This is a genomic window from Fibrobacter sp. UWB16 (assembly GCF_900215325.1).
In the GTDB taxonomy this organism is placed as follows: Bacteria; Fibrobacterota; Fibrobacteria; order Fibrobacterales; family Fibrobacteraceae; genus Fibrobacter.
Genome location: NZ_OCMS01000002.1, coordinates 1057925 through 1083447, shown reverse-complemented (window position 1 = coordinate 1083447; position 25523 = coordinate 1057925). Strand labels below are relative to the sequence as shown.

The window sequence follows — 25523 nt, the reverse complement described above, 5'->3', positions numbered from 1 at the left end:
CATAAACCACATGGCTTTTACGATAAGGAGAATTATAAAGAGAAACTGCCACGATTAGTATTCGAAGTTCACACGATAACGCTTGTGACCGTTCGGATTTACCTTTGCACCCTTGGCGTTCACAAGTCCACGATGTTCCCTTGTAACTGTCGGAGTCGTGCGGATTCCGTGGATGGAGTTCGTTACGCTAGAAGAACTCGGCGGAATAATTTCGCTACTCGAAGAAGCCGGTGCGCTCGAAGAGCTCGAAGCGATACTGCTGCTAGACGGAGCGGGGGCGCTGCTCGAAGATGCCGGAGTGCTGCTGGAAGAGACCGGAGCGGATTCGGTGTCTTTCGGAACTTGGCCGTTGAAGTTTTCCTGACCTTTGCGGGTGAGGGCGAGAATCAACATGCCGTCTCTGGAGTAAATATTCTTGTCGGTGAGGTCCACGCGGTTGCCGTCGAAAGTCCAGTCACCTTTGCCCCAGCGGGAGCCATCGAACGTATCGAAATTGTCGGTCCAATCGAGCGTAAAGTCGCTACCGCCTTCGCCCTGGCCCGGCGTGTACTTATAAACTTTGACCCAGTTGATGAACTGGAAAAGCGGAAGCTTCGATTCATCAAACTGGCCAACCCAAGCCGCACTCTCAGACGACCAAAGGTTAAAACGGAGTCCCTGTGTACCTGTCAAGTTGGAAACCTGGCCACCTTCCGTCTTGCGGACTTCCTTGCCGTCTACAGTCCAGCGGACGTAATTCGGAGTCCATTCGAGACCGTAGGTGTGGAATGCCTGATCGGCGGCGGGGCTAACAGCATGGTGCTTTTCGCTTGTTATCTGAGAGCCTGCCTTACCGGTAATGATGTTGGACTGAAAACTGTTCGGGTTCTTGCCGAGAACTTCGATATCCACTTCTACCCAGGGCCTTCCATCAGCGATTTCGGAGCCATTCTGGTAGAGGAACATGGAACTGACTGTTCCCGATGCGGCTGCCATCTTCATACGTGCTTCGAACTTGCCGTACTGAACTTCTTCTAAAGTATAGAGTTCGGCACCGCTAAAATCCTTTGCGCTAACATTGGTGGTGAGGGCTGCTGCGGCGGCTGCTACGGCGAGAGCGCTCTTGACTGCAGTTTTCTTGATGTTCATATTTTATCTCCATGAAGTTTCTGTACAAAACAGAATCCCATTTAACCGAACATAAAGATAAGTTAGCGAGCCTGAATAACCAATAAAATAGAATGTATTTAGAAAATCAACTGTATCGGCTGTATTGTTGATGCAATGCCAGCCGATATTTGGGGTGATTCAATTAGCGAGTTATGCTAAAACGGATTGCTTTTTCGCCTTGTACGCGCAACACATAAACGCCGTTGTTCAAAGCAGTCAAGTCAACGGATTGGCCTGCGGATGCTTTGCCTGTCATGACTGAACGGCCTCGGATATCCATGATTGCGTATTTTAGGTTGTTTCCGCGTGCAATGCTAAAATGCATATTGCCTTTCCCCATCTGGATGGCGGAATTTTGGGCTTGAGCAAATACGCGGTGCTTGATGTCTGTAGAACCAGAATTTTCAGCCGAAGCGAGTTTGTATAAAAAGTTGAAGACTTTGTCTTGAACAGGCTTTTCGTATTCGTAATCATCGTAGAATTCGTGCTCGGCACCGTCGACAAAATAAGTTTCGTGTTCGGTTTTCTTGGCGGTCAAAATCGAATCAATGACAAAACTTCCGTAAAGAGTTGGGGTGTGGATGGTCAAGGTTGAGCCTGCCATAGAATATCCTCCGCCTAAGGGTCTGCCTGTCTTGAATAGTACGGTTTCGTCATCAGTTCCGTGGACGAGGAGAACTGGGGTCTTGTTGTCTCCAATGATGTCTTTGTTGTGGATTGCTCCCCATAAGGCGACTGCGCCGTTTGCATGAGAATCAACGCCCTGCTCGCCGTAAATATCAATAGCGCTAAGTTTTGGAGCGTCTGCTTTGTTCATGTAACTCGGGAAGTCAGATTCTTTTTTGGCATAGATGTTTTCGAGCGAGAGTATTGCTCCAGAACTGTTGCCAATAAGGTAAATGCGATTGGGGTCTACTCCGAGTTTGTCTGCGTTTTTGCGCATGTAGCGGACTGCGGCACTGACGTCTTGAACACCGCGGTAGACTGTACGAGCGAAATCGACGCTGTCAATGCTGTAGCTCATACCGCTGCCAGAAACTGTGACTCCTCGACGATATTGGATGGATGCTGTGACATAGCCACGAGCGGCAAGGGAATCGCAGTAGTTGACCGTCTGCTGGTCTGTATCGTCTTTAGCGCCTGCAATCATGGCGCCACCATGACTGACGATAACGGCGGCACGTTTTTTCTCGGTATCGCCGGTTGGCGTATAAAGGTCCATTAACAGGGGCTTGTTTTCGACTTCGTTTTCGCTACTGTAAAAATAGAGCGTTTCGCCTGCCATAGACTGGATCACCTGCGTCAACATGTGTGGCGAACTTAAGTACGGAACGTCAGATGCAAAAGTTACGTCCTTTTTCTTTTCGACCTCGAAAAGGCGGTCTTTGTAGCGGACGTCGGCGGAATTTGCTGTTGACGCGAATAGGGCAAATGTTGCAATAGCAGCAAACATCCCCTTTTGGCTGATTTTATGGGGGCTCATCTTCTCTCCAAGGATTTATTGGTATATTGTAAATATAGACAAAATTTAACATTTGTCAAAAATATTTTGATTTTTTATACTATTTTAGTAGGTAACATGGAGGTTCTAAAATGAAGGTCATCTTGTTTAATGGCAGCCGTCGTGAAAATGGCTGCACTTATACAGCTCTGAACATCGTCGCAAACCAGCTCAAGGCCGCTGGAATCGAGACGAAAATCGTGTTTGTCGGTGGGCGAGTGCTCAAGGGCGAGGTGAACGAAGTTGTCCACGAAGCCAAGGAACTCTTGGAAACGGCGGACGGCGTTGTTTACGGTTCTCCGGTTTATTACGCTTCTCCGAGTGGCGAAATGCTGATGTTCCTCGACCGTCTTTATGGTGTTGCTGAGGCAAATCTGCTATTCAAGCCGGCGGCAAACGTGGTTTCCGCACGCCGTGCAGGGACGACCGCAACTCTCGATGTGCTTAACAAGTACCCGACTTATGCGCAACAACCGCTCGTGACTTCGCGCTATTGGAACATGGTTCACGGTTCGAATCCGGAAGATGTGCTGAAGGACGAAGAAGGCGTGCAGATTATGAAGGAACTGGGCCGCAATATGGCATGGCTCCTCAAGAGCATTGATGCGGGCAAGCAGGCGGGCGTGACGCAGCCTGACGCCAAGCAGAAAGTCTATACGAACTTCATTCGATAGAAACTTCGCGAGATTCCGCGCTGTTTCAAGATGCCGCCGGTAAATGCCGCGCGGCACTTTTAATTACGAGAAGTCGCGCTGATTCGAGATGCCGCCGGGGAATGCCATTGAAAAATGTGCACGACCTGTCATACCTACGACTTGTCATGCCCGACTTGGATTCTGTCATGCCCCACTTGATGGGGCATCTCCTTTTTGATAGAAAAATACCGCGCAATTTTCTATATTGCGCCGCAAATGAATACGCTATTGAATTTCGACAGCGAGCATTTGTGGCACCCGTATGCTGCGCTGAAAAATACTCCCGCAAGATTCCTTGCAAAGTCGGCTCACGGAACGACGATTGAAACCGCCGACGGATTGAAACTGATTGATGCCGTATCGAGCTGGTGGTGCATGGCTCACGGGCATAACGCTCCTGAAATTGTTGAAGCGATTCGCAAGCAAAGCGAAAAGATGTGCCACGTGATGTTCGGCGGTTTTACGCACGAGCCTGCAATTGAACTTGGCGAAAAGTTGGTGAACTTTTTGCCCGAAGGCTTGAACAAGATTTTCTTTGCTGATTCGGGAAGCATCGCCGTGGAATGCGCCGCCAAGATGGCGGTGCAGTACCAGCATTCGCTGGGTCGCCCGGAGCGCTGTAAGTTGGTCGCCTTGAAGGGCGGCTACCACGGCGATACTGCAGGTGCAATGGCTTTGAGCGATCCTGACGGCATGCATGTGCTTTTCCGCGGAATCATGCCGCATCATTACTTTGCGGAACGCCCGAATTGCCGTTTTGATAGCGCTTGGGACGATAGCGATTTTGCATCGATGGAACGCGTTGTCGAAGAGCATAAAAATGAAATTGCGGCTGTCATTTGCGAGCCTGTTTTCCAAGGCGGAAATGGCATGTGGCTTTACAATGCTGGCTACCTCAAGCGCCTCCGCGAGCTTTGCGACCGCTATGGCATCTTGCTTATTTTGGATGAAATTGCGTCTGGATTTTATCGCACGGGCCCGCGATTTGCGATGATGCATACCGCAACACAGGATTGCGCCGACTTTATAAAGCCGGACATTATGTGCATCGGCAAGGCGCTTACGGGCGGTAGCATTACGATGGCGGCTTGTGTCGCATCCGAGAAAGTTGCCGACACGATTACAAATAGCAAGATTCCTGCATTTATGCATGGCCCGACGTACATGGCAAACCCGCTAGCGTGCGCGGCTGGGATTGCTTCGCTTTCGCTGTTTGAAAGTCGCGATTATGCATCAAGCGTGGCGCGTATTGAAAAGCGCTTGAAAGCGAATTTGGAACCGCTACGTTCGCTCGAAAATGCGGCGGACGTGCGTGTGCTCGGTGCAATTGGCGTTTTGGAACTTAAGGCAAAGCCAAGTGCAGACGATATCTTGCGCGTGATTCGCGAAACTGGCGTGTGGCTACGTCCGTTCTGCAATTACGTCTATACGATGCCGCCGTTCATCACGAGCGATGCTGAAGTGGACCGCATTTGCGAAGCGATTAAGATGATTGGAGAATGCGAACCCGCGCCGATTGTGGATGGCGAAGACGAATTCCACGAGTAAATACAACTTAAATTTTTTCTTCAAACGGAACTAAGGTCACACAGTTCCGTTTTTTCTTTGATACGTAAAGCGCCTTGTCGGCAAAGGAGAGCATGTCTGAAACAATTCCGTCTCCGAATGTTCCGCCAAAGCTCATCGTCAACTTTACATCTGGGTAATCTTGCAGTTTAATTTTTTCTGCCCGAGCGCGCATCTGTTCAAGTCTGTTTCTCAGCACTTCATGAGTAATACCCTTGAACGAGATTAAAAATTCGTCGCCACCATAACGTACTACGCGGTCTAAATTACGAACAGATGAACTCAATATCGATGCTACGGCGGCAAGGGCTGCATCACCACACTGGTGGCCGTAATTGTCATTAACATCTTTGAAAAAGTCAATATCAGCCATTACGACGGCTTGACTATTACGCGATGATAGTTTATCATCAAAATACTTGCGGTTCATCACTTGAGTCAACGAATCTCTGTAGATTTTATCGTTTATTTCTGTGATTTCGTTATTTTTGTCGGTGAAACCGAACACGGTTGTTTCTTCGCCGGTTCGCACAATTTTCATTTCAACATATTGGCCGACTTCGTTGTGGAAAATTTTTGACAAACTATTGCCGACTGGCAAGTATTCCTTAATATAGGACTCATCAGCCACTTCTCGGATACTTTTTCGATCCTCTTCGTGTACAGCCGTATTGATAAGTTTTTCAACAAGGATCTTGAACGGAGGCGGTTCTTTCATGAAGCCAAGAGCACTTTTGACTCGATCGCTTGTGCGGAAAAATTCCACCTTTTCTGTGACAAAATCAACTCCGACTACAGAGGCGTATCCGTTCATGAGCGCATTGATCATATTTTGTTGTTTGCGGTTCTGCTCCAAGAGCTCTTTCTCTTGTTCCAGCTTTGTCATTTGCGCATTCACGTTTTCGACAACGTACAGGACTCGACGTAGTGGCTTGTCATCACCAACGCGTACAAACATCGCCTTACTCCAGCCGTGAATCTTTCCGTGAAAAATTTCGGAAATAACATTTGCATTCTTCATGCGTTCCGACAATGTTGAAAGGATCGTAAAATTCTTGATGGTTGAAACGCTTTCTGGGCATGCAAGGTTCACCATGATATTGGTAATACTATCCTGTAGGGTGCTGCCGCATTTCATGAACTTATCGATGAATTCGTTGGTCTTGATAGGAAACGCAGTGTTATTCTCAAGATCAAGTACATGCATTGAAATGTACAGCTCAGATGTGGCGTAAGTTATAGCTGTGAAAAACTCCGCAGAGTCCACAGGAAAGTCCGCTATAAAATTTTTGCAATCACCCATATCAGTTACCAAGAAAAGTCATTACTCCCGTTACTAGTAAAAATATATTCATTTCAATGAAAAAATAAAGACCTTTTTTCTAAATTGTGGCGCGTAAAAGAAGGCTCTTATGGATTACTACAGTTTAAAAATGCGAGCCTCGCAGCATGTTGGCGAAGGCGAAAACTCCCATGAACAGCATATTTCCGGTGCTGAACGTATTGTTGGTCGTGATTCCGTGGAAACTGTCTGTGCGGCGATGGTGCGCCGTGCGATGAATCATTCCAAAGGCGACCCGGATTTTATCAATGTGAAAATTGAAAAGGTTCACGAAAGCGATATTCAGGTCTTGAAATCGCTCCCTGTAACGCGCGTAGATGTAGAAACGTGGCAGAAAGGCTTGGAGAAAGCGTTTGGCTTGATTACTCCGCTGATGGCCCTTCGGCAGGCTCAGGGACCTTGTGATGGCGCAAAAAAATTTAAAGAAAAATTGCAGGATCTTCTGCGCGAGACGTTCCCGATGCGTGGGGCGATGCTTTACGACATTGCGACGGGAAACCGCCTGGAACCAGACCACGAACGCGGTGTACGTGCGACTTACATGGATGCGCTCCATTCGAGCGAAGTCGATGGCTGCAAGAATCATTTTAACGAAGCGATCGTCCTTGCGACCAAGGTGGCGAATGCACCGGGTATGGTGGCAGAATTCTGCGTAAGCGATGACCCGAATTATGTGACAGGCTATGTCGCGAGCAAGGAACTCGGCTATGTGCGCATCATGAAAATGAAGGAAATGGGCGACGAAAACGGAGGCCGCATTTTCTTGTTTGATTCCCGAAAAGCCTCCGCCGAAGAATGCATCGAGTACTTGCAAAAGAAGAAAGTACTCGTGAAAATTCAGAAGTAAAAAATGAACGAACAAATTTTAGACTTTTTCACGAAAGATGCGCTTGAAGCGGCGCGTGCGAACAATACGTACCGCACGTTGCGCCATATCTCGTCGCCAGAAGCATCGCATGTGACGATTGCGGGTAAGGATACGGTTTTGCTCGCTTCGAATTCTTACTTGGATTTGGCGAACGTTTCTGAACTCAAGCAGGCGATGGCGGATGCGGTCCTTGAATGGGGAACGGGGAGTGGTGGCGCTCGCCTCACGACCGGCAACAAGACTCCGCACGATGAACTCGAAGAGTTTATTGCAAAGTTCAAAGGCGAAGAGGCGGCAATTGCTTTTAACACGGGCTACATGGCGAACGTGGGAACGATTTCTGCGTTGTGTAGCAAGAACGATTTTATTTTCAGCGACGAACTGAACCACGCAAGCATCATTGATGGCATTCGCCTTTCGCGTGCAAAATGCTTTGTGTACAAGCACAATGACATGGCCGATTTGGAACGCGCGATTGAAACTGCCAAGGCGGAGTTCTTAGCACAAAGCGCATCGGCAAGCGCCGCTTTAAGTGATGCGGGAAATGCGAAACAAGGTGCGCATCCCTTCCGTGGTCTCATCGTGACGGATGCCGTTTTCAGCATGGATGGCGATTTGGCGAATTTGCCGGAACTCTTGCGGATTGCGAAAGCGCATGGCGTGTTGCTCATGATTGATGAGGCGCATGCCACGGGCGTCCTTGGGCGCACGGGGCGCGGACTTGCGGAACATTACAATTGTGAACATGCCGATGTAACTGTTGGGACTTTGAGCAAGGCCGTGGCCGCCGAAGGCGGCTTTGTCGCCGGCTCCAAGCAGTTGATTGAATTCTTGAAAAACAAGTCTCGCAGTTTTATTTTCACGACAGCGATGGCCCCTGCGGTAGCGGCGGCGGCACTCCGCAATTTGCAGTTCATCGATGCGCACCCGGAACGCGTCCAGCAATTGCGTGACAACGTGAAATTCTTTTGCGATGCTTTGCGCTTGCATGGGTTACAAGTTCCGCAAACGGAATCGGCGATTATCCCGATTATCATTGGGGATGAAGCGAAGGCTTTGCGGATTTCGGAAACGCTCCAGAATGAGGGCGTCTTGATTCCAGCAATCCGTTATCCGACGGTTGCAAAAGGGCAGGCACGCTTACGCGCGAGCCTTATGGCAACACATACTCACGAGGAACTTGCTCTTGCCGCCAAGGAAATTGCAGAAGTTCTCTCCAAGACTTAACTGGATCCTTCACCCCTTCGGGGTTCAGGATGACGACTCGTAAAAACGGATAAACCTATGTTTGAAGAAAAATTGCAAGCTCAAACCTCAGAGTTCGCCAATGGCGAACGACCTCATACCTCAAAGCCCAAAGGTTATTTCGTTACGGCGACGGGTACGGATGTCGGTAAAACTTTTATCACGGGTCTTTTGGTGAAAAAATGGCGCGATTCCGGCATTGACGCGGGCTATTACAAGGCGGCTCTTAGTGGTGCTGAACTCCGTGATGGCAAGTGGATTGCGGGCGACGCTGATTACGTCAAGCGCATTGCAAATCTCCCAGACACGCAAGAACAGCTCGTCAGTTACGTTTACAAAGAGGCTGTTTCGCCGCATCTGGCCGCACAAAAAGAAGGCAATCCCGTTGAACTTTCGAAAGTTCAGGCGGACTTTAACGCAGCCTGCTCCCGCCACGAATTCATCTTTGCCGAAGGTAGCGGGGGAATCATTTGCCCCATCCGCTATGATGACCAGAAAATCTTCCTCGAAGATATCATCAAGACGCTCAAGCTTCCGCTGCTTATCGTAACGACGGCGGCGCTCGGCTCCATCAACGCTTGCGTGCTCACTATAGAATACGCTCGTAGTCGCGGCCTAGATATCCGTGGAATTATCGTGAACCGTTACGGCTGTAGCGGCAATTTTGAAATGGAAGATGACAATATCCGCATGATGCAGGACTTGACAGGGCTTGAAATTCTTGCAAAAGTCAAGGACGGCGACACCGATTTAGGCGTACAGATATTTTAAAGCATGTCCATTTTTAATATTTGAAAAGTGTCATAAAAATTCTATCTTTGACATTAGTCAGTTCGAGACCCATCCTGACTTTAAACAAAACTAGGAGATTTTATGAAAGACGCACTGCTGGTCTTGTCCGGTGGAATGGACAGTGTGACCTTGCTCTACGAACGCGCCGCAGAAATTGCTCTTGCAGTTTCATTCGATTACGGCAGCAATCACAACGACAAAGAAATTCCTTTTGCGCGCATGCATTGCGAAAAACTCGGGATTCCGCACATTACGATTCCGCTCAAGTTCATGCACGATTACTTTACCTCGTCGCTCCTTTCGGGTGCTGACGCTATCCCAGAAGGGACTTACGCCGATGAGAACATGAAATCGACGGTGGTGCCGTTCCGCAATGGCATTATGCTTTCTGTGGCGGCAGGGCTTGCCGAAAGCCGTGACCTCAAGCGCGTGATGATGGCAAACCACTTTGGTGACCATGCGATTTACCCGGACTGCCGCGAAGAATTCGTGAAGAACATGTCGGCGGCGATTTCTGCAGGTACATACGCAAACATCACAATTGATGCTCCGTACACGAACATTTCCAAGGCGGATATCGCTCGCAAGGGTAAGGCTCTTGGCTTGGATTACAGCGAAACTTGGTCTTGCTACAAGGGCGGTAAAATCCATTGCGGCAAGTGCGCAACCTGCTTGGAACGCAAGGCGGCTCTCGCCGAGGCGGGCATCAACGACACAACGGAATACGAGGCGTAATATGTACAGAGTTATCAAGCGTATTGAAATTTCTGGGGCTCACAAGCTCTCGCTCCCGTACGAAAGCAAGTGCCGAGGTCTGCATGGCCATAACTGGATTGTCACGGTGTTCTGTCAGTCCGAAACGCTCGACGAGAACGGAATGGTGGTCGATTTTTCGCACATCAAGGAAATCGTGAAGGGCAAACTCGATCACCAGTTCTTGAACGATGTTGTGGACTTTAATCCGACGGCGGAGAACATGGCTCGCTGGATTTGCGAACAAGTGCCGCATTGCTACAAGGTGCAGGTCCAGGAAAGCGAAGGCAATACCGTCGAATACGAAGTTTAGCGGGTGAATCTAAAGCCTTGTTAAACAATAATCCCGCAATTAGTCATCCTGAGCATAGCGAAGGATCCAGTGAAGTTAAAAAAATAACTGGATTCTTCCGCCTACGGCGTCAGAATGACGCAATTGACGAGAGACTTTTTGAGTTTATATGAAAGTTTGTGAAATTTTTAAAAGTATCGAAGGCGAAGGGATTCGCATGGGGCAGGCGGCGGTGTTCGTGCGTCTGCACGGCTGTAACTTGCGCTGTAGCTATTGCGATTCGATGTATGCGGTCGAAGGTCCCGATTTTAAGCAGATGAGCGTGGGGGAGATCCTTGCAGCGGTTGAAGCGTATCGCAACGAATCCGGTGTCAAGTGCGTTACGCTCACGGGCGGCGAACCGCTGATTCACGAAAACGTGGGCGAGTTGCTTACTGCATTCAGTGATGCGGGCTTTGAAGTCAACATCGAAACAAACGGCACGGTCCCTTGCAAATGGCAGTTACCAGGGCTGTTCTACACAATGGACTGGAAGTGCAAAAGTAGCGGCATGTCGGCCCGAATGAAGATGGAAAATATCATTTCACTCGGCAAAAATGACGTGCTTAAGTTCGTTGTCGGGAGTGTCGAAGACTTGCAAGAAGCGGAAGGCGTTGTCGCGCGACTCTCGCTAACATCTCCAGATAATATGCCGCACATCTTTATTTCGCCGGTATGGGGCGAACTCACCAACGAGCAAATTGTCAATTGGATGGTGGGTAGCAAGGTCATGACGCAAAACAACGCTCGCTTCCAAGTGCAACTGCACAAAATCGTGTGGAACCCCGACATGCGGGGGGTATAAAAAACGAGCGGCAAGATATCTCTTGTCGCTCATTAATAGTTTATCGATTTACTTGTTTTGTGCTAGAAAATCTGATGGCAATATCGCAGGAACAGATGAATTTTTGAAATCGTCTATATTCCGCGTTACAATGTAATCTAGTCCGCTTTTAGTTGCACACTGGAATTACAGTAAAGAACTGGCAGAACATTTCAACCAGTTTCAAACGCTGGATAACAGACAAATCCTTCCTGAGGATGTAATAGATGTCGCATAACGAGTGTGCAGAAACAAAACCTTGATATTTTTGTTTGATGCAGTCCGCTATGATTTCTTTGGAATTGGCCGAGAATGGTTCTCGACGTTGGACCATATCGAGGATAATATTTGAATCAATTAGCAGATTCATTTAGCATCCCTGCTTTCTTCTCGTTCTTTTTTGAAGTCAATATCACGATTTACAGAACCCGCGATTTCGTCTAGCATTGCCAGACCGACAGAAATGTTCCTTTCGGCTTTTCGTTCTTCCAAAATATTGTCCAGTTTCTGACGAAGGACAATAATCTGAAACAGGGGGAGTTCTTCCACCTGGGTTTCAAGTTCTGCAAATGCTGCGTTTGTCATATCGACCTCCGTTTACCATTATATATATTATTCTACTCGTTTGTGCAATACACAATGTAATATGGTACAATTTGTGAAAAGAGGGACGCCCGCTTCTAAATAAAAAAGGCCCCGTTCTTATGAGACTCCGCATTCAACTATCGCATATAAGGAACTTATGATGGAGTTGAATGCTCCGCGCTACGAAGGCTACTTAAGAGTCGCCTCCTTCGCTTGGCAGTGAAACAAAACACCCCGCCACTTTTTGAGTGACGGGGCGTTTTAATTAATCGTTAACCGATTAGAGGCTGATCAGACCTTCGGTATCCTTAGACATGGCGTCGTAGAATGCGTAGCGGGCATCGACTTCCTTCTGGAGGTCGTCGGCGAGCTTCTTGGCCACTTCCGGATTGTTACGGGTGAGCTGCTTGTAGCGGTTTTCGGTGTAGATGTATTCTGCAACCGGAATCGTCGGCTTCTTGGAGTCGAGGATAAGCGGAGACTTTCCTTCGGCGGCGAGAGCCGGGTTGTAACGGAGCAGAGTCCAGTAACCGGAATCCACGGCCATCTTCTGGTGCTGAAGCTGGCTGTTGAGATCGAAACCGTGGTTGATGCAGGGGCAGTAGCAGATAATCAGCGACGGACCATTGTGAGCTTCTGCTTCCTGAAGAACCTTCAGGGCCTGAGCATCGTTTGCGCCGAGGGCGATACGGCCCACGTAAACGTTCTTGTAGCTCATGGCGATGAGGCCGAGGTCCTTCTTGCCAGCGCGCTTACCAGCTGCAGCGAAGAGGGCGACTGCGCCACGGTTCGTGGCCTTGGATGCCTGTCCACCGGTGTTGGAGTACACTTCGGTATCGAGGACGCAGATGTTCACGTTTTCGCCCGTGGCCATGACGTGGTCGAGACCACCGTAACCGATATCGTATGCCCAACCGTCACCACCGAAGATCCACACGGACTTCTTCACGAGGTAGTCGGCGAATTCGTCGCGGAGGCTTACAGATGCATCGTCGGTAGCACCGGCGAGGGCTGCCTTCAGGGCGGCAACGTTTTCACGCTGGGCCTTGATGCCGGCTTCATCGTCCTGCTTCTGGGTCGTGAGCTTTTCCTTGAGTTCTGCAGGAACGTTCACGGCTTCGAGGAGGCTCAAAGCCTGCTTGGCATGCTTCGTGATAGCGAGGCGCATACCGAGACCGAATTCAGCGTTGTCTTCGAACAAGCTGTTTGCCCAAGCCGGACCGCGGCCTTCCTTGTTCTTTGCCCACGGAGTGGTCGGGAGGTTACCACCGTAAATGGAGGAGCAACCCGTAGCGTTGGCGACAACCATGCGGTCACCGAACAACTGAGAAACGAGACGCACATAAGCGGTTTCGCCGCAGCCTGCGCAGGAGCCGGAGAATTCGAACAACGGTTCGAGGAGCATGGCCTGCTTGACGAGGTTCTTGTTGACCTTAGTGCGGTCGAATTCCGGGAGATCGACGAAGAAGTCCCAGCACTTGCCTTGCTGAACCTTGATCGGTTCCTGCGGCACCATGTTGATGGCCTTCTTGGTGGCGTCGGTCTTGTCCTTACCGATACAGGCCTGCGTACAAACGCCGCAACCCGTACAGTCGTAGCTGGACACGGAAATTGCAAATACCGGTTTTTCGGAACCTTCGAGCTTGAAGCCCTTGGCCGGGGTGTACTTGAAGCCTTCCGGAGCGTTCTTCACGGCGGATTCGTCCACAACCTTCATACGGATGGCTGCATGCGGGCAGACCATGGCGCACTTGCCGCACTGCACGCAAGCGTCCGGATTCCAGGACGGGATGTTGAGGGCGAGGTCGCGCTTTTCGTACTTGGTGGTAGCGGTCGGGAACACACCGTCGCAAGGCATCTTGGAAACGGGGAGGAGTTCGCCGTTGCCCTTGATGATTTCTGCGGTGACTTCGTTCACGAACTTCGGAGCGTTGCCGTGGATCGGAGCGCGGAATTCCTTTGTGCTGGTGACAGCAGACGGAACCTTGACTTCGAAGAGGTTGGCAAGAGAGGCGTCGATAGCGTCCCAGTTCTTCTGGACCACTTCCATGCCCTTCTTGGCGTAGGTCTTTTCGGCGTACTTCTTGATGTACTTGATAGCAGTTTCTGCATCGAGCACGTTACCGAGCTTGGAGAAGAAGCAGGTCTGCATCACAGTGTTGATGCGGCGGCCCATGCCGGTCTTTGCGGCAACGGCGTAAGCGTCAATGACGAACACCTTGAGGTGCTTCTTGATGATGGCTTCCTGCACCGGACGCGGGAAGGTATCCCAAACGGTGTCGGCGGAGTGCGGGGTGTTCACGAGGAACGTTGCACCGACCTTGGCATACTTGAGCATGTCGATGGATTCGAGATGCGGAGTATGGTGGCAAGCTACGAAATCAGCTTCGTTTTCGCCAATGAGATACGGGGCGTCGATGATGCTCTTACCAAAGCGGAGGTGAGAGGTGGTCATGGAGCCGGACTTCTTGGAGTCGTAAACGAAGTAGCCCTGAGCGTAGTTGTCGGTTTCGTTACCGATAATCTTAATGGAGTTCTTGTTGGCACCGACAGTACCGTCAGAGCCGAGACCGAAGAACATAGCCTGGAAGAAGTCGCTTTCGAGCTTGAAGTTCGGGTCGATGGTGAGGCTCGTGTGGCAAACGTCGTCGTTGATACCGACTGTGAAGCGTGCCTTCGGTTCAGCCTTGGAGAGTTCGTCGAAGATGGCCTTGACCATAGCCGGCGTGAATTCCTTGGAGGAAAGACCGTAGCGGCCGCCGATCATCTTCGGCATAGCCATCTTGCCTGCCATCACGGCTTCGGAAATTGCGGTCAGGGCATCCTGGAAAAGCGGTTCGCCAGCGGAACCCGGTTCCTTGCAGCGGTCGAGGACAGCAATCTTCTTGACAGTCTTCGGAAGAGCGGCAACAACAGCTTCCATCGGGAACGGACGGTAGAGGCGAATGTTGACGAGACCGACCTTTTCGCCCTTGGAGTTCAGGTACTTGACGGTGTCACCGATGGTGCAGGTCGAAGAACCCATGGAAATGATTACGCGGTCTGCGTCAGCGGCACCGACGTAGTCCACGATGTGGTACTGACGGCCAGTGTAGCTAGCAACCTTGTCCATGTACTTCTGGACAATTTCCGGAACCTTTGCATAGAACGGGTTCACCGTTTCACGGCCCTGGAAGTAGACGTCCGGGTTCTGGGCGGTACCGCGCATAGTCGGGCGGTCCGGTGTGAGGCAGCGTTCACGGCAAGCCTTCACATACTTTTCGTCGATGACGTTACGGATAACGCCGTCTTCGAGAGCTTCAATCTTCATCACTTCGTGAGAGGTACGGAAACCGTCGAAGAAGTGCATAAACGGAACGCGGCTTTCGAGAGTAGAAGCGTGGGCCACGAGAGCGAGGTCCTGGCATTCCTGGACGCAGCTGGAGGCGAGCATTGCAAAACCCGTCTGGCGGCAAGCCATAACGTCGGAGTGGTCACCGAAAATGGAAAGGCCCTGCATTGCAAGAGCACGTGCAGTGACGTGGAAGACCGTGGGGGTCAGTTCGCCCGCAATCTTGTACATGTTCGGGATCATCAAGAGAAGACCCTGAGATGCGGTGAAGGTCGTGGTCAAAGCACCGGCCTGCAAAGCACCGTGAACGGTACCGGCAGCGCCACCTTCGGACTGCATTTCAAACACGCGGGGAACCTGTCCCCAAATATTCTTCTTGCCTGCAGCACTCCAGTTGTCGGCGTGCTCAGCCATAGGACTAGACGGTGTAATCGGGTAAATTGCAGCGACTTCGCTAACCGCAAATGCAACGTTAGCGGTGGCTTCGTTACCGTCACACGCAATCATCTTTTTTGCCATGGATATCTCCGTTTTTAGGTTTTTTCGTAAAAAATCTGATCATATACACCTTCGGCGTGCATTACACGCAAGAAGGGCAAAAATCCACGCATAAAATTAAATAAGATTACCCCAAACGGACAACCAATTTTTGAAAAAAGTTTAAAAATTAAGCAGCTTTTGGTTAATCTCGATTTCAAGTCCCGCGTAACTTGGGCCGAACTTTTGGCGAAGCGTGGTCGTAAGGCCATCGGACTTGCCCAAATACGGGTAATTCTTGCGGATTTTAAGCCACGGTGCGCGTTCGTGGATGTTCTGGATGAGCGTTTGCGCAATTTTTACTTCGGCAGGTCGGCTCGGGTCATAGAGAATCCCGACATCGGCATCTCGCTCGATACCATTTAATATAGGCGTAAAGCTATGAATACCGAGGTGGATGACCTTGAGCGGCGCTTCCTTAGGTGCATTTTTCTCATTTTTGCGCGCTCTCTCAGGAATTTCACTCGCGACAAAGCTTTCAATTTTCTCGCGGTACTTTTCCCAAAGGCTCAGCATGTGCGATTTTACAGAGCTTGGTAATCCGACGGTGTACTCCGAAAAGAACGTCTTGTTGGTCGCACTGCGGTTCATGTCGACCACGAGTCTTGTAAATCGGCTAGAGCAATGGAAGTCGGGCTTTAAACGTTTTACAAGAATTGAAAATACTTTGTATGCGCCAATGTCGTAAGCGCGGTGGGAGGCGAGAATGTCATCGGGAATCTTTGAATCGCGGAGCGCGCGCAGGACGAAATCCGGCACAGCGTTGCTCGCATGTTCGCAGGTAATCATCAGTGCCGGAGCTTTCATTACTTTTTCTCCACAACAAGAATATTTCCGTCATAAGTCATGACACCCAGCAAAATGCTGTGAATCAGACGGAACTTGTCCACTTTATAATAAGGACCGTTTGCCATCGGGTTTGTACAATCAGGGTCAGCAACCATGAACTGCTTCTTTTCATCGAGTCCGTAAAGCACTACGAAATGCCCCATCGGCTCGCCGTGGATATCGTCAAAGACGGACTGGTCTTTTTCGTTTGTGTATTCGCGAGGGGAACGATAAAGATAGGTGGCGCTGAGGCCGCAAAGCACCGGAATGCCTCGCTTGAAATAGCTTTCGAACATGCTTGCGCGGAGGTCTGCGGTAGCAACGGTTCCGCCAAGGTCAATGAATCGGATGTAGGCGTCAATAGCCTTTTTGAGCTTGGGTGCGTGTTTTGCCTTGTGCAAAGCGACCAGCTTTTCGCGGAGCTCGGGCATCTTGAGTTTGCTCCACGTCGGGTCAAAAATCTTGAGATTGTAAGAATAAATGGTCGCCTTGAATCCGCGCTTGAGGGCATCTATGCCAAGGAAAACACCTAGCGTGCCTCCTTCTTCCAAAAATTCGATTTCGGAAATGAGCTTTTTAAGGGGAATGTTATAGCCAAGATAAGAGTAAACAGCGTGTAGGCTAGTCGGTCCGCACGTAACATCGTCTGGCTGAGGGAGTATTTTCAAATCCATCGAGTGCCTCGTTATTAACCGTGGCGGTTTGTTCATCAAATCGTCAATCCGCACACAAATATAGAAATATTATCTTGGTTTGACATGTCATTCCGGCCTCCGAGCCGGAATCGCCATCTTGTAGTGCGAAAAAATCGTTTATTATATTTGATAATATGAGAGAATTTTTCTGGGCTTTCGTTTCAGTCTTTTTAGCATTCGCGTTTTGGGCGTGTTCGGATTCTTCGGTGGGCGCTGGGGACGAGGATTCTCGCGCAGGCATTTTCGTTGACGCTCGCGATTCGCAAAGCTACAAAACCATTGAAATTGGTGGCCAAGTCTGGATGGCTCAAAACTTGAATTATTTTGATACTTCGGACTCGCTTTACAAGAGAACTTCTTGCTATAACGACAGCGCAGAATATTGTGAGAAGCAGGGGAGACTTTACGCCTGGAATGTAGCGATGGTTGCTTGCCCGCAAGGTTGGAAAATCCCATCAAAAGCAGATTTTGACAACTTGATTGAAGCTGTAGGCGGTTTTGATTTTGCCGCCGATTCCTTGATGGCGCTGGAATTTATTTCGGAAATCGGTGGCGGTTACCATTTCTTGGAGTACTATAATTATTTTGACGAATACGCCTACTTTTGGACGACAGACGAGGTCCGTGTAAATTACGCCCGCACTGTAATGCTCGAAAAAGACCGTTCTAGCGTATCGTACGATGAAACCTACGAAGAATTTGCCCTCTCCGTCAGATGTGTGAGGAAATGAAAATGCGACTTTGGCTCTTTACTTGTCCTGATGATTTTGCCGCAGAACACGACGATATCGAAGAAATGTTTCGCCGAGGCTTAACCCGTTTGATTCTTGACAAGCGCGGGCGAGGTGGCAATGCTCGCGCGACTTTCAACGATTATGACCGTTGGCTGCTTGGTCTCCCGATGGAATTGCGCGACCGCATATGGGTGCGTGGAACGCCAGACATGGCCGAAGAGCTTGATGTTCGCGGTTGCGTCTGCGATGCACAAAGTTTCATGGGCGAGGTTCCCGAAAGCTGGAAACGCATCAACTGTGTCGCTCTTTGCAAAAATGCGGAAGAAGCAGAAAAGCTCCCGGAATGGGTGGCGGGCGCTCTCGTCGGCCCGATTATGCAGCCGCTTTCGGCGATTGAACCTGTTGAAACGCTTGGATCTTCTTTAAGCATAAATGCAAAAGCCTCCCTCATTTTATGGGGAGGCGTCGATACGGATACGATTGACGATTTCAAAAAGATTTCGCCTGCCGGCGTCGCTTCGCTCGGTGGCGTCTGGAATTACGCAGACCCCGTGAATGCGTTTATAAAGCTTAATAGGGTTGTTACAGGAATCTGATTTTACTGGATCCTTCCCCCTGCGGGGTCAGGATGACGCGTTCGCGTCATCTCACCACAAACATTCCGTTTTTCGGTTTGCTTTTGAGCCTATTGCCGAGCAAATCGAAATAGATGGGATTGCGTTTTAAATGTAAATCCCTGCTGCTTTCGCGGGTGCGTTTTCCAATTGCAGTCGTTGTCGAATCTGGTTCTTTGTACGGATGGTCCGGATCATCGACGACAATCTTGATTTTAGCAACACTCTTGCAGCCTGTTTCATTTGTGTACGTCACAGAATAGTAGCCGCTCTTGGTACCATCCAGATTCTTAAGCGTGTTTTCACGAGTTGTGGACTTGAATCCGTCCGGACCTTCCCAACTCCAAATTTTGCCATCCCACGGGTGCGGGCCAAGTTGCACTGTTGCGCCCTTGGCGACTTTCACATCAAGCGTTTCGTTCCAGCCGCCATCGCCTACTTTCACGTAAGGGATAATCTTTGTTGCGCTACATGGTCCAACAACTTTCTTGCCATCGCAAACACCGATGGAATCGGGAATGTCGATGACTTTTGCTTCAAAGTCCGGAGTGGAGAAAGCCTTCATGAGCGCTGCCGTTTCTGCTGCGGTAAGCGGGAGGATTGTACCGTGACGTGGCGTGAATGCGCCGCTTGTCTTGGTGTTCTGCACGAATTTGAATGTATTGAGGTCCGAGCTAGACGTGAACTGGTAATGCCCATTCACGTAGCAGTCGTACATCAAGACCCAGGAATTTTGGTTGATGAGCTTGAACACTCCTGCCCCTTCGACCGCTTCGGTTGTTTGCTGCAAAGCGCCGGTTCTGTTGTACCACGTTGGCCCCTTAGTCCCATTTTCGGAGGTGAGAGTCCTTGCTTGCACCTTGCAGATGCCGCCGTCGCCTTCGTTCTTGTAGAACCCGTGGTAGAGCTTGTCCACTGGGTTGTAGACGATGTCCATGTCGATGGTGGATTTGCCGCGGTCAAAGAAGTGCTTCGGGTCGCCTTCGAGGTCGGTAAAGTCTTCGTTCGCGTAGTTGAAGAACACTTGGTCGTAAGAGATGGTCCCGTCGTTAGTCAAAAGCGAATAATATACGAGCGGGCGGCCTTTGCTCCCGTCCTTGTTTTCGTAATTCTCGTCCCAGATTGTTTCTGGAGCCCAAACTCGGGTCACGTTCGCGAAGTTCTTGCCTTTGTATTTTTCCGGGAAATGCACTGTGCTGTGCTTCCAGTTGATGAGGTCACGGGACTTCATCAGCACCATGCCGCGATTACTAGCCCAGCCTTCAGCGCTCTTCATGTCGGTATTGACCATGTAGAACCAGCCGTCCGGTGCGCGGAGCACGTGGGGGTCGCGGAGCCCTTTCTTGATACTCACGGAGTCGGCGGCAACGACGCGTTTGCCGTTATTCATCGGGGTGAAGTTGTATCCGTCGTTACTGAGGGCGTAATAGATGTTTTCGTCGTTATTGGCGGGGAAGTAAGCGAAAAGGTAGTTGGAATAAGGCTCGAATCCGTGGATGGAAACCTTGTTCTTTACAACTTGTTTTTTATCGCTCAAGTAGTCTTGCACGGTCGCCGTGAGCGTGACTTCTTTGTTTTCGCCGACAAAACGACCATTGATGTGTCCATCATGGGTGAGGAACAGCGTATCGCTGCTTTCCCAGGTGATTGCAAAGGATTCCCCGCCCAACTTTATTGTGTCGGGGAGGGTAAGGTCATTATAAAGGTCGTTGATTATGTTGCCAAGGGCCACGCTATCGACAGCTCGATAGAACGGAGTGATATCGACAATTTCATCGGCTTGAACTGTGCTAGCCAGAAATGCGCTAGTAAAGAGTACTTTGGTCCATCCCAAACGATTTTTCATAAAAGCTCCAAATTTATACTTCTAATATACTTTCTGCTATGACGAAAATCACTAAATCATGGTGTGGAACCTTTGAGAAATAATCCATAGAGAAAAATAAGACTATTTTATGTTCTATGGTGTAATAAAATGAGTTGTAATAATTAGATTATTTAACGTATATTATGAATATGGATCGCACTCGTTTAAAAATTTTAGTTGTAGACGATACCAAGACGAATATTGACGTGTTGGAAGGTATTTTGTCGAATGATTATGACGTTTGTGTTGCCCTCAATGGGAAAAAGGCTATTGAACTCACCGAAAAGATTCGCCCTGATCTGATTTTGCTCGATGTCATGATGCCTGAAATGGATGGCTATGAAACATTGAGAATCATGCGAGAAAAGAACATCTTGCAGGGCATTCCTGTCATATTCCTGACGGCTAAGGCCGATAGCAAAAGTGAGCAGACTGGGCTTGATCTCGGTGCCGTCGATTACATTACCAAGCCGTTCAATCCAGCTCTGGTTACGCTTCGAATCAAAAATCAACTCCAGCTCAAGCAGCAGCGAGATCACTTACACGAACTTGTTGATGAAAAAACGGCAGATTTGCGCCGGACGCTTAAGGTGATGCTGACAAGCCTTGGCTCGCTTGCCGAATACCGCGATCCTGAAACGGGGGAGCACATCAAGCGGACGCAAATTATTGTACAGCGCATTGCTGAAGAACTGCAAAAAAATCCGAAGTTTGCAGATACGATTACGCCGGAGTATATTGAAAATCTCACCACTGCAGCTCCGCTTCACGATATAGGCAAGGTCGGCATTCATGACCGCATCTTGCGCAAGCCGGGATCGCTCACGCAAGACGAACGCGAAATCATGATGCAGCACCCGCAGATGGGCTACGATGTGTTGCAGGAGGCGACCAAGGAACTGCACGATAGCCCAATGGTGCGTATCGCCGCTGAAATGGCTCTTGGCCACCATGAACACTGGAATGGCGAAGGTTACCCGAACCACAAGAAAGAAAACGATATTCCTATAGGCGCCCGTATTATGGCGGTTGCCGATGTCTACGATGCGCTTGTATCGAAACGCCCGTACAAGGAACCATACCCGCACAAGGTGGCGGTTGAAGAAATCATCAAAGGCCGCGGGACGCAGTTTGACCCGGATGTCGTCGATGCGTTCTTATCGATAGCGGAGCAACTTCCTGAAATATACGAGCAGTTCAAGGACACTTCTTCTTCTGAGGAATGTAAGGATTGACACCAAGTCCAATCAATGAAAAGAAACGCCATCTCAGTTGGCGTATTTCGCTCGTTTATACGATCCCGATGCTTGTTTTCACCATCGTGTTGGTGATTGTATTTTCGAATTATCTTAAATCCACGTTGATTTCTTCGTCGTACAGTTCTTCTGAATCAAAGTTTCAGGATAAGACTGTACAAGACATGGAATTGTTTTTCTCCAAATTTGAAAAGCAGTTCAAGCCTCTTCCGCAACTTCTTCAGCATACAAAAGAAACAGAAATCAAGAAAATTCTAAAAAAGCACCAGCAGTCTTCGTCGTTTATTGTCGATGCCTATTACGGCAACAAAAATGGCAAATATATATCGGCTAGGGATTTTAAGCTAGATGAAGGCAAAAAGGAATTTCGAGTAAAGCCTTGGTACCTAGAAGCCTCAAGACACAAGGGGCTTGCCATTACGGGGCCAGAAATCAATGAAATGGCCAAAAAAAGGGTACTGACCTACTCGTATCCGCTTTGGGAGAAAAATCGCAAATTTATGGGGGCTGTCGCTGTTGATGTCGACTTACAGAAAGTTCGGCAGTTGATGGGGGAATATGCAAGGATTGACGGTGGCATCACGATGCTCGTGAGTACCGAAAACGATAGCCTGTTTACGTATTTCCCGTACGAGACCAGCTTGCATAATATTGTTGCAGATACCGTTGTAGGCCTATTGCACTTGGTGCAGGAGGATATTGTTTTTGATAGCCTTGACCATGAAGGGGTGACCCGCTTTGAAAAGACTGACGTTCAAAATCGTAAGCTGATATTCATGGTCGTTCCTTTAAAGAACGCTCCTTTTTATGTTATCCATGCTGTTCAAAAAAATAAGGTTGTCGCAAAGGTTCAAGAAAATCTAAATGCGATTATCGTGGTGGTGGCTTTTGTCGTCTTGGCGCTGATATTCCTTACATGGCTCATTGTGAGATTCCTTTTCAAGTTGTTTATCCAAAAAGACTTGAACGAAAGCGTCAGCTCCAGTACAATGTTCGAGACCCTTTTGGGGAGTGATAATTTCAGGCTTGTCCTTACTAACGATACTTTTGATATCCTGCATGCGAGCGCCTACATCGCAGAATTCTTCAATAATGGAAACGACATCCGTGGTCAAATCCTCTGGAAATATTTCCGCTCGGAACAATTTAAAAAGTTTGTCTATAAGGTCTCGAAGGGCGGTGAAATGCATGCGAGCGAACGCCAGATTATCATTCCGGTTCGCAGCTGTACGGGGGAAGATGCCTGGTGGAAAGTTATTTTCCAGTTCCTCGTCGAAGACGACGGTTCCATCCGCTATTTGTTCTTGATTTCAGATGAAACGAGTGGCATCCAGAAGGATACAATTCTAGATACGATTATGCTCTCGGCAGGGAATTCCATCCTTGTGATTTTTGACAAGAACCGTAAAGTCATGTACATGTCCAGGCAACTTGCCGGCTATCTTGTGACGGACTGGAAAGAAGTCATTGGACAGCCTTTGGATAACTTGCCGAAGTGTGGCATGCCCGAAGATGTTGTCGAAGCGCTTAAAAAGACATTTGATAATCAAGGAGTCTGGAAAGATACATTCATGCTCCAGACGCTCAATACGCATACGGACACTTGGTTCCGTGGCGAAGCCTGTACGCTCAAGGTGCAGGATTCTATTGTCGGTTACATGCTTTCGATGATTGATATTTCTGAAGTTGTTGCCGCCCGTGAAATTGCTGAACACGCCACTCAGGCAAAGAGCGAATTTTTGGCGAACATGAGCCATGAAATCCGTACGCCAATGAATGCCATTATCGGTATGGCTCACTTGATTCAAGAAACGAAACTGGATGAACGCCAGCTTGGATTTATAGAGCGTATTAGCCATGCCGCAACATCTTTGCTCGGCATTATTAACAACATTCTTGACTTCTCGAAAATCGAAGCGAATAAACAGGACTTGGAAATCACGCAGCTTGTGCTGCAAGATATTATCGGTGAAGTGGCAGCCCTTGCTGAAGTGCGTATTGCTGGCCGCCCGATTGAATTGATTATCGATATCGATCCTGAAATTCCTGAAATCTTGATGGGGGATCCGCTTAGACTTTCACAGATTTTCACAAACCTCATCAATAATGCGACAAAGTTCACTGAAAGTGGGAGTATTACGCTTCAAATTAAGCAGGAACAGGTTGTCGGGAACAATGTCAAACTCTCGTTTAGTGTGATTGATACTGGCATCGGCATGACTGATGATCAGTTGCATCATTTGTTCAATGCTTTTACGCAGGCGGATGGATCCATTACGCGTAAATACGGAGGAACGGGACTTGGCCTTGTTATTTCAAAGTCACTTGTGGAACTCATGGGCGGTGAACTGCAAGTTGAAAGTGAATATGGTAAGGGTTCCAGGTTCTTCTTTACGATAATGCTTGCTATGGCGCCGCAGGCCGCTGTGCCAAAGTGGAAATCGGTCACGACATTCCGTAACAAGAATGTTTTGCTCGTCGATGATTGCGAATGCCTACGCGATGTGTTGAGACATTACTTGACGAAACTGCGTTGCGTTGTTGAAGAAGCGGCTTCTGTGGATGAGGCTCTTGACTTGATCCAGGCTCATGAAGAGGCGGGGGAGACTCCGTATGACCTCTTTATTGTCGATTACCAGATGCCACTTTTGAATGGCTTTGATTTTGTACAAGGCTTGCCTGCAAACATGAGGAAAATCCCGAAAATCCTCATGCACCCCATTCACTTCGATGAACGCAATTATCACCTGGCTGCTGAAATCGGTTTCGATAGCTGCGCTGCAAAGCCGCTACAGATAAGCTCCTTGCTTAGTGCCATGCAGGAAGCTTTTGAAGAAAAGCTGACGTATCAGAAGCCCGCCAAGGTCGAAAAGAATAAAATTTTCTTCAAGGAAGCTAAAATCCTGCTTGTTGAAGATAACGATATGAATCAGGAACTGGCCGTATCGCTTTTGAACAGCGTGGGGCTTGCGACCATGGTGGCTGCAAACGGTAAGATTGCGCTGGAGCTGCTCAAGCAAAATGCGTTTGATCTTGTGCTCATGGATATCCAGATGCCGGTGATGAACGGTTTGGATGCGACGAGGGCTATTCGCAACCGTTCTGATGAGTATTTCAAGAATGTTCCTATCATTGCCATGAGTGCAAGAGCGTTCCAGAAAGACCGTGATGACTGTATCAAGGCTGGCATGAACTCTTATATTGCAAAGCCGATTGACCCCATGTTGTTGTATGCGGAACTTGCCAAGTATCTGCCTGTCGCTGATAAAATGCCAGTTGTTGCGAGCGTAAGCGAACCAGAGTTAAAGCCTGTAAGTACGGATGACAGCGTGGTTACTCAGTTCCAGAAAGTCCGCAACTTTGATGCTGCGGCTGGGTTGTATCACGCTAATGACAATAAGAATCTGTACTTTAAGATTATTCAGGGATTTGTTCGCGATTACAGTAGTGAAACTATCAAGCTTAAGAAGGCTTTTGAAGGTGGGGACTATGAAGAGTCGACACGCATTGTCCATACGATAAAGGGCCTTTGCGGGACTATCGGTTCTTATCATGTGCAGACGCTTGGCGTGATGCTCGAAAATTCGCTCCTCAAGAAAGAGCAGAATTACAGCGAATACAATGCGTTTGTAGATGCACTAGAAGATTTAATTGACGACTTGAAAATTGTCTTGCAGAATATCGCTTCCGAGCAGTCTAATGCAGCTGTTATTATCAAGCATGTGGATCCTGAAGCTATAAGCAAGCTCACTCAAGCGCTTGAAGAACTCAAGCCGGCTGTGGAGTCTTGTTCGCTTACTGCCAGCAAGCGAATTCTCGATTCGCTCGACGAAATCATGTTCTCGCAGGAACAGGAATCTCTTTTGCAGAAACTGCGTAATCAAATTGACGATTACGACTTCTCCGCTGCTGAAGAAACCCTCAAGAGCTTGGAAGAGACGTTGTCGTCTAACATCTAAAATGTCATGCCCGCCGGAGCCTGTCCTGAGCGAAGCCGAAGGATGCGGGCAT

The 25523-nt window shown here is 48.9% G+C and carries 21 protein-coding genes; 12 read left to right on the top strand and 9 right to left on the bottom strand.

The window, feature by feature from the left end; all coding sequences use genetic code 11:
- Positions 1-54: 54 nt before the first annotated feature.
- Complete coding sequence (locus tag CRN95_RS09865; protein ID WP_088629660.1) at positions 55-1128, bottom strand: family 16 glycosylhydrolase; 1074 nt, start codon at positions 1126-1128, stop codon at positions 55-57.
- Positions 1129-1291: 163 nt separating this feature from the next.
- Positions 1292-2632 carry a carboxylesterase family protein gene (locus CRN95_RS09860; protein ID WP_097020745.1) on the bottom strand — a complete coding sequence of 447 codons (1341 nt, stop codon included), beginning with the start codon at positions 2630-2632 and terminating at the stop codon, positions 1292-1294.
- A 110-nt stretch (positions 2633-2742) separates the two neighbouring features.
- Between CRN95_RS09860 and CRN95_RS09855 the strand changes: the two genes are divergently transcribed.
- Positions 2743-3324 carry a flavodoxin family protein gene (locus CRN95_RS09855; RefSeq protein WP_085490398.1) on the top strand — a complete coding sequence of 194 codons (582 nt, stop codon included), beginning with the start codon at positions 2743-2745 and terminating at the stop codon, positions 3322-3324.
- Between the two features lie 237 nt (positions 3325-3561).
- Positions 3562-4893, top strand: a complete 1332-nt coding sequence (gene bioA, locus CRN95_RS09850; protein WP_097020772.1) for an adenosylmethionine--8-amino-7-oxononanoate transaminase — start codon at positions 3562-3564, stop codon at positions 4891-4893.
- A gap of 7 nt (positions 4894-4900) precedes the next feature.
- On the opposite strand, the gene CRN95_RS09845 is transcribed toward bioA, so the two are convergent.
- On the bottom strand, positions 4901-6214 hold the full coding sequence (locus tag CRN95_RS09845) for a GGDEF domain-containing protein (protein WP_088629662.1): 1314 nt from the start codon (positions 6212-6214) through the stop codon (positions 4901-4903).
- Positions 6215-6323: 109 nt separating this feature from the next.
- Between CRN95_RS09845 and CRN95_RS09840 the strand changes: the two genes are divergently transcribed.
- The 6 genes from CRN95_RS09840 (at position 6324) to CRN95_RS09815 (ending at position 11047) form a co-directional block, all read left to right on the top strand.
- Entirely contained in the window at positions 6324-7100 is a 777-nt protein-coding gene (locus CRN95_RS09840) for a 6-carboxyhexanoate--CoA ligase (RefSeq protein ID WP_088629663.1), read from the top strand.
- Positions 7101-7103: 3 nt separating this feature from the next.
- Positions 7104-8348: an 8-amino-7-oxononanoate synthase gene (locus tag CRN95_RS09835; RefSeq protein WP_088629664.1), complete on the top strand. Its 1245-nt coding sequence runs from the start codon at positions 7104-7106 to the stop codon at positions 8346-8348.
- A 57-nt stretch (positions 8349-8405) separates the two neighbouring features.
- Positions 8406-9137, top strand: a complete 732-nt coding sequence (gene bioD / locus CRN95_RS09830) for a dethiobiotin synthase (protein ID WP_235002980.1) — start codon at positions 8406-8408, stop codon at positions 9135-9137.
- Positions 9138-9239: 102 nt separating this feature from the next.
- Entirely contained in the window at positions 9240-9893 is a 654-nt protein-coding gene (gene queC / locus CRN95_RS09825) for a 7-cyano-7-deazaguanine synthase QueC (protein ID WP_088629665.1), read from the top strand.
- A 1-nt stretch (position 9894) separates the two neighbouring features.
- Positions 9895-10224: a 6-carboxytetrahydropterin synthase QueD gene (gene queD, locus CRN95_RS09820; RefSeq protein ID WP_088629666.1), complete on the top strand. Its 330-nt coding sequence runs from the start codon at positions 9895-9897 to the stop codon at positions 10222-10224.
- Positions 10225-10372: 148 nt separating this feature from the next.
- Entirely contained in the window at positions 10373-11047 is a 675-nt protein-coding gene (locus tag CRN95_RS09815; RefSeq protein ID WP_097020744.1) for a radical SAM protein, read from the top strand.
- Positions 11048-11195: 148 nt separating this feature from the next.
- On the opposite strand, the gene CRN95_RS09810 is transcribed toward CRN95_RS09815, so the two are convergent.
- The 5 genes from CRN95_RS09810 to CRN95_RS09790 all read right to left on the bottom strand — a co-directional run bounded on the left by CRN95_RS09810 (position 11196) and on the right by CRN95_RS09790 (position 17020).
- The gene (locus CRN95_RS09810; protein ID WP_088629667.1) at positions 11196-11435 is read right to left on the bottom strand and encodes a PIN domain-containing protein; all 240 of its coding nucleotides are present in this window, start codon (positions 11433-11435) and stop codon (positions 11196-11198) included.
- Positions 11432-11650, bottom strand: coding sequence for a hypothetical protein (locus CRN95_RS09805; protein WP_088629668.1), 219 nt, complete (start codon positions 11648-11650; stop codon positions 11432-11434). Before CRN95_RS09805 ends, CRN95_RS09810 begins: the two co-directional genes overlap by 4 nt.
- 280 nt (positions 11651-11930) lie before the next feature.
- The gene (gene nifJ, locus CRN95_RS09800) at positions 11931-15500 is read right to left on the bottom strand and encodes a pyruvate:ferredoxin (flavodoxin) oxidoreductase (protein ID WP_097020743.1); all 3570 of its coding nucleotides are present in this window, start codon (positions 15498-15500) and stop codon (positions 11931-11933) included.
- A 141-nt stretch (positions 15501-15641) separates the two neighbouring features.
- Positions 15642-16325, bottom strand: coding sequence for an N-formylglutamate amidohydrolase (locus CRN95_RS09795; RefSeq protein ID WP_097020742.1), 684 nt, complete (start codon positions 16323-16325; stop codon positions 15642-15644).
- Positions 16325-17020, bottom strand: coding sequence for a hypothetical protein (locus tag CRN95_RS09790; protein WP_015732445.1), 696 nt, complete (start codon positions 17018-17020; stop codon positions 16325-16327). Before CRN95_RS09790 ends, CRN95_RS09795 begins: the two co-directional genes overlap by 1 nt.
- Positions 17021-17175: 155 nt before the next feature.
- On the opposite strand from CRN95_RS09790, the gene CRN95_RS09785 reads away from it, so the two are divergent.
- Both CRN95_RS09785 and CRN95_RS09780 read left to right on the top strand, forming a co-directional pair.
- Positions 17176-17772 (top strand): FISUMP domain-containing protein, encoded by a 597-nt coding sequence (locus CRN95_RS09785; protein WP_097020741.1) that lies wholly within the window; start codon positions 17176-17178, stop codon positions 17770-17772.
- Between the two features lie 2 nt (positions 17773-17774).
- Positions 17775-18371: a hypothetical protein gene (locus tag CRN95_RS09780; RefSeq protein ID WP_097020771.1), complete on the top strand. Its 597-nt coding sequence runs from the start codon at positions 17775-17777 to the stop codon at positions 18369-18371.
- A 46-nt stretch (positions 18372-18417) separates the two neighbouring features.
- On the opposite strand, the gene CRN95_RS09775 is transcribed toward CRN95_RS09780, so the two are convergent.
- Positions 18418-20235 carry a glycoside hydrolase family 43 protein gene (locus CRN95_RS09775; protein WP_097020740.1) on the bottom strand — a complete coding sequence of 606 codons (1818 nt, stop codon included), beginning with the start codon at positions 20233-20235 and terminating at the stop codon, positions 18418-18420.
- Between the two features lie 170 nt (positions 20236-20405).
- On the opposite strand from CRN95_RS09775, the gene CRN95_RS09770 reads away from it, so the two are divergent.
- Positions 20406-21491 (top strand): HD domain-containing phosphohydrolase, encoded by a 1086-nt coding sequence (locus tag CRN95_RS09770; RefSeq protein ID WP_235002979.1) that lies wholly within the window; start codon positions 20406-20408, stop codon positions 21489-21491.
- Entirely contained in the window at positions 21488-25471 is a 3984-nt protein-coding gene (locus CRN95_RS09765; RefSeq protein ID WP_088629675.1) for a response regulator, read from the top strand. The genes CRN95_RS09770 and CRN95_RS09765 overlap by 4 nt, the downstream gene beginning before the upstream one ends.
- The last annotated feature ends 52 nt before the right edge of the window (positions 25472-25523 follow it).

Excerpts from the sequence above, each read along its gene's own strand:
- CRN95_RS09865 (WP_088629660.1), bottom strand. The coding sequence starts at position 1,128 with ATGAACATCAAGAAAACTGCAGTCAAGAGCGCTCTCGCCGTAGCAGCC.
- CRN95_RS09860 (WP_097020745.1), bottom strand. The coding sequence starts at position 2,632 with ATGAGCCCCCATAAAATCAGCCAAAAGGGGATGTTTGCTGCTATTGCA.
- CRN95_RS09855 (WP_085490398.1), top strand. The coding sequence starts at position 2,743 with ATGAAGGTCATCTTGTTTAATGGCAGCCGTCGTGAAAATGGCTGCACT.
- bioA (WP_097020772.1), top strand. The coding sequence starts at position 3,562 with ATGAATACGCTATTGAATTTCGACAGCGAGCATTTGTGGCACCCGTAT.
- CRN95_RS09845 (WP_088629662.1), bottom strand. The coding sequence starts at position 6,214 with ATGGGTGATTGCAAAAATTTTATAGCGGACTTTCCTGTGGACTCTGCG.
- CRN95_RS09840 (WP_088629663.1), top strand. The coding sequence starts at position 6,324 with ATGGATTACTACAGTTTAAAAATGCGAGCCTCGCAGCATGTTGGCGAA.
- CRN95_RS09835 (WP_088629664.1), top strand. The coding sequence starts at position 7,104 with ATGAACGAACAAATTTTAGACTTTTTCACGAAAGATGCGCTTGAAGCG.
- bioD (WP_235002980.1), top strand. The coding sequence starts at position 8,406 with ATGTTTGAAGAAAAATTGCAAGCTCAAACCTCAGAGTTCGCCAATGGC.
- queC (WP_088629665.1), top strand. The coding sequence starts at position 9,240 with ATGAAAGACGCACTGCTGGTCTTGTCCGGTGGAATGGACAGTGTGACC.
- queD (WP_088629666.1), top strand. The coding sequence starts at position 9,895 with ATGTACAGAGTTATCAAGCGTATTGAAATTTCTGGGGCTCACAAGCTC.
- CRN95_RS09815 (WP_097020744.1), top strand. The coding sequence starts at position 10,373 with ATGAAAGTTTGTGAAATTTTTAAAAGTATCGAAGGCGAAGGGATTCGC.
- CRN95_RS09810 (WP_088629667.1), bottom strand. The coding sequence starts at position 11,435 with ATGAATCTGCTAATTGATTCAAATATTATCCTCGATATGGTCCAACGT.
- CRN95_RS09805 (WP_088629668.1), bottom strand. The coding sequence starts at position 11,650 with ATGACAAACGCAGCATTTGCAGAACTTGAAACCCAGGTGGAAGAACTC.
- nifJ (WP_097020743.1), bottom strand. The coding sequence starts at position 15,500 with ATGGCAAAAAAGATGATTGCGTGTGACGGTAACGAAGCCACCGCTAAC.
- CRN95_RS09795 (WP_097020742.1), bottom strand. The coding sequence starts at position 16,325 with ATGAAAGCTCCGGCACTGATGATTACCTGCGAACATGCGAGCAACGCT.
- CRN95_RS09790 (WP_015732445.1), bottom strand. The coding sequence starts at position 17,020 with ATGGATTTGAAAATACTCCCTCAGCCAGACGATGTTACGTGCGGACCG.
- CRN95_RS09785 (WP_097020741.1), top strand. The coding sequence starts at position 17,176 with ATGAGAGAATTTTTCTGGGCTTTCGTTTCAGTCTTTTTAGCATTCGCG.
- CRN95_RS09780 (WP_097020771.1), top strand. The coding sequence starts at position 17,775 with ATGCGACTTTGGCTCTTTACTTGTCCTGATGATTTTGCCGCAGAACAC.
- CRN95_RS09775 (WP_097020740.1), bottom strand. The coding sequence starts at position 20,235 with ATGAAAAATCGTTTGGGATGGACCAAAGTACTCTTTACTAGCGCATTT.
- CRN95_RS09770 (WP_235002979.1), top strand. The coding sequence starts at position 20,406 with ATGGATCGCACTCGTTTAAAAATTTTAGTTGTAGACGATACCAAGACG.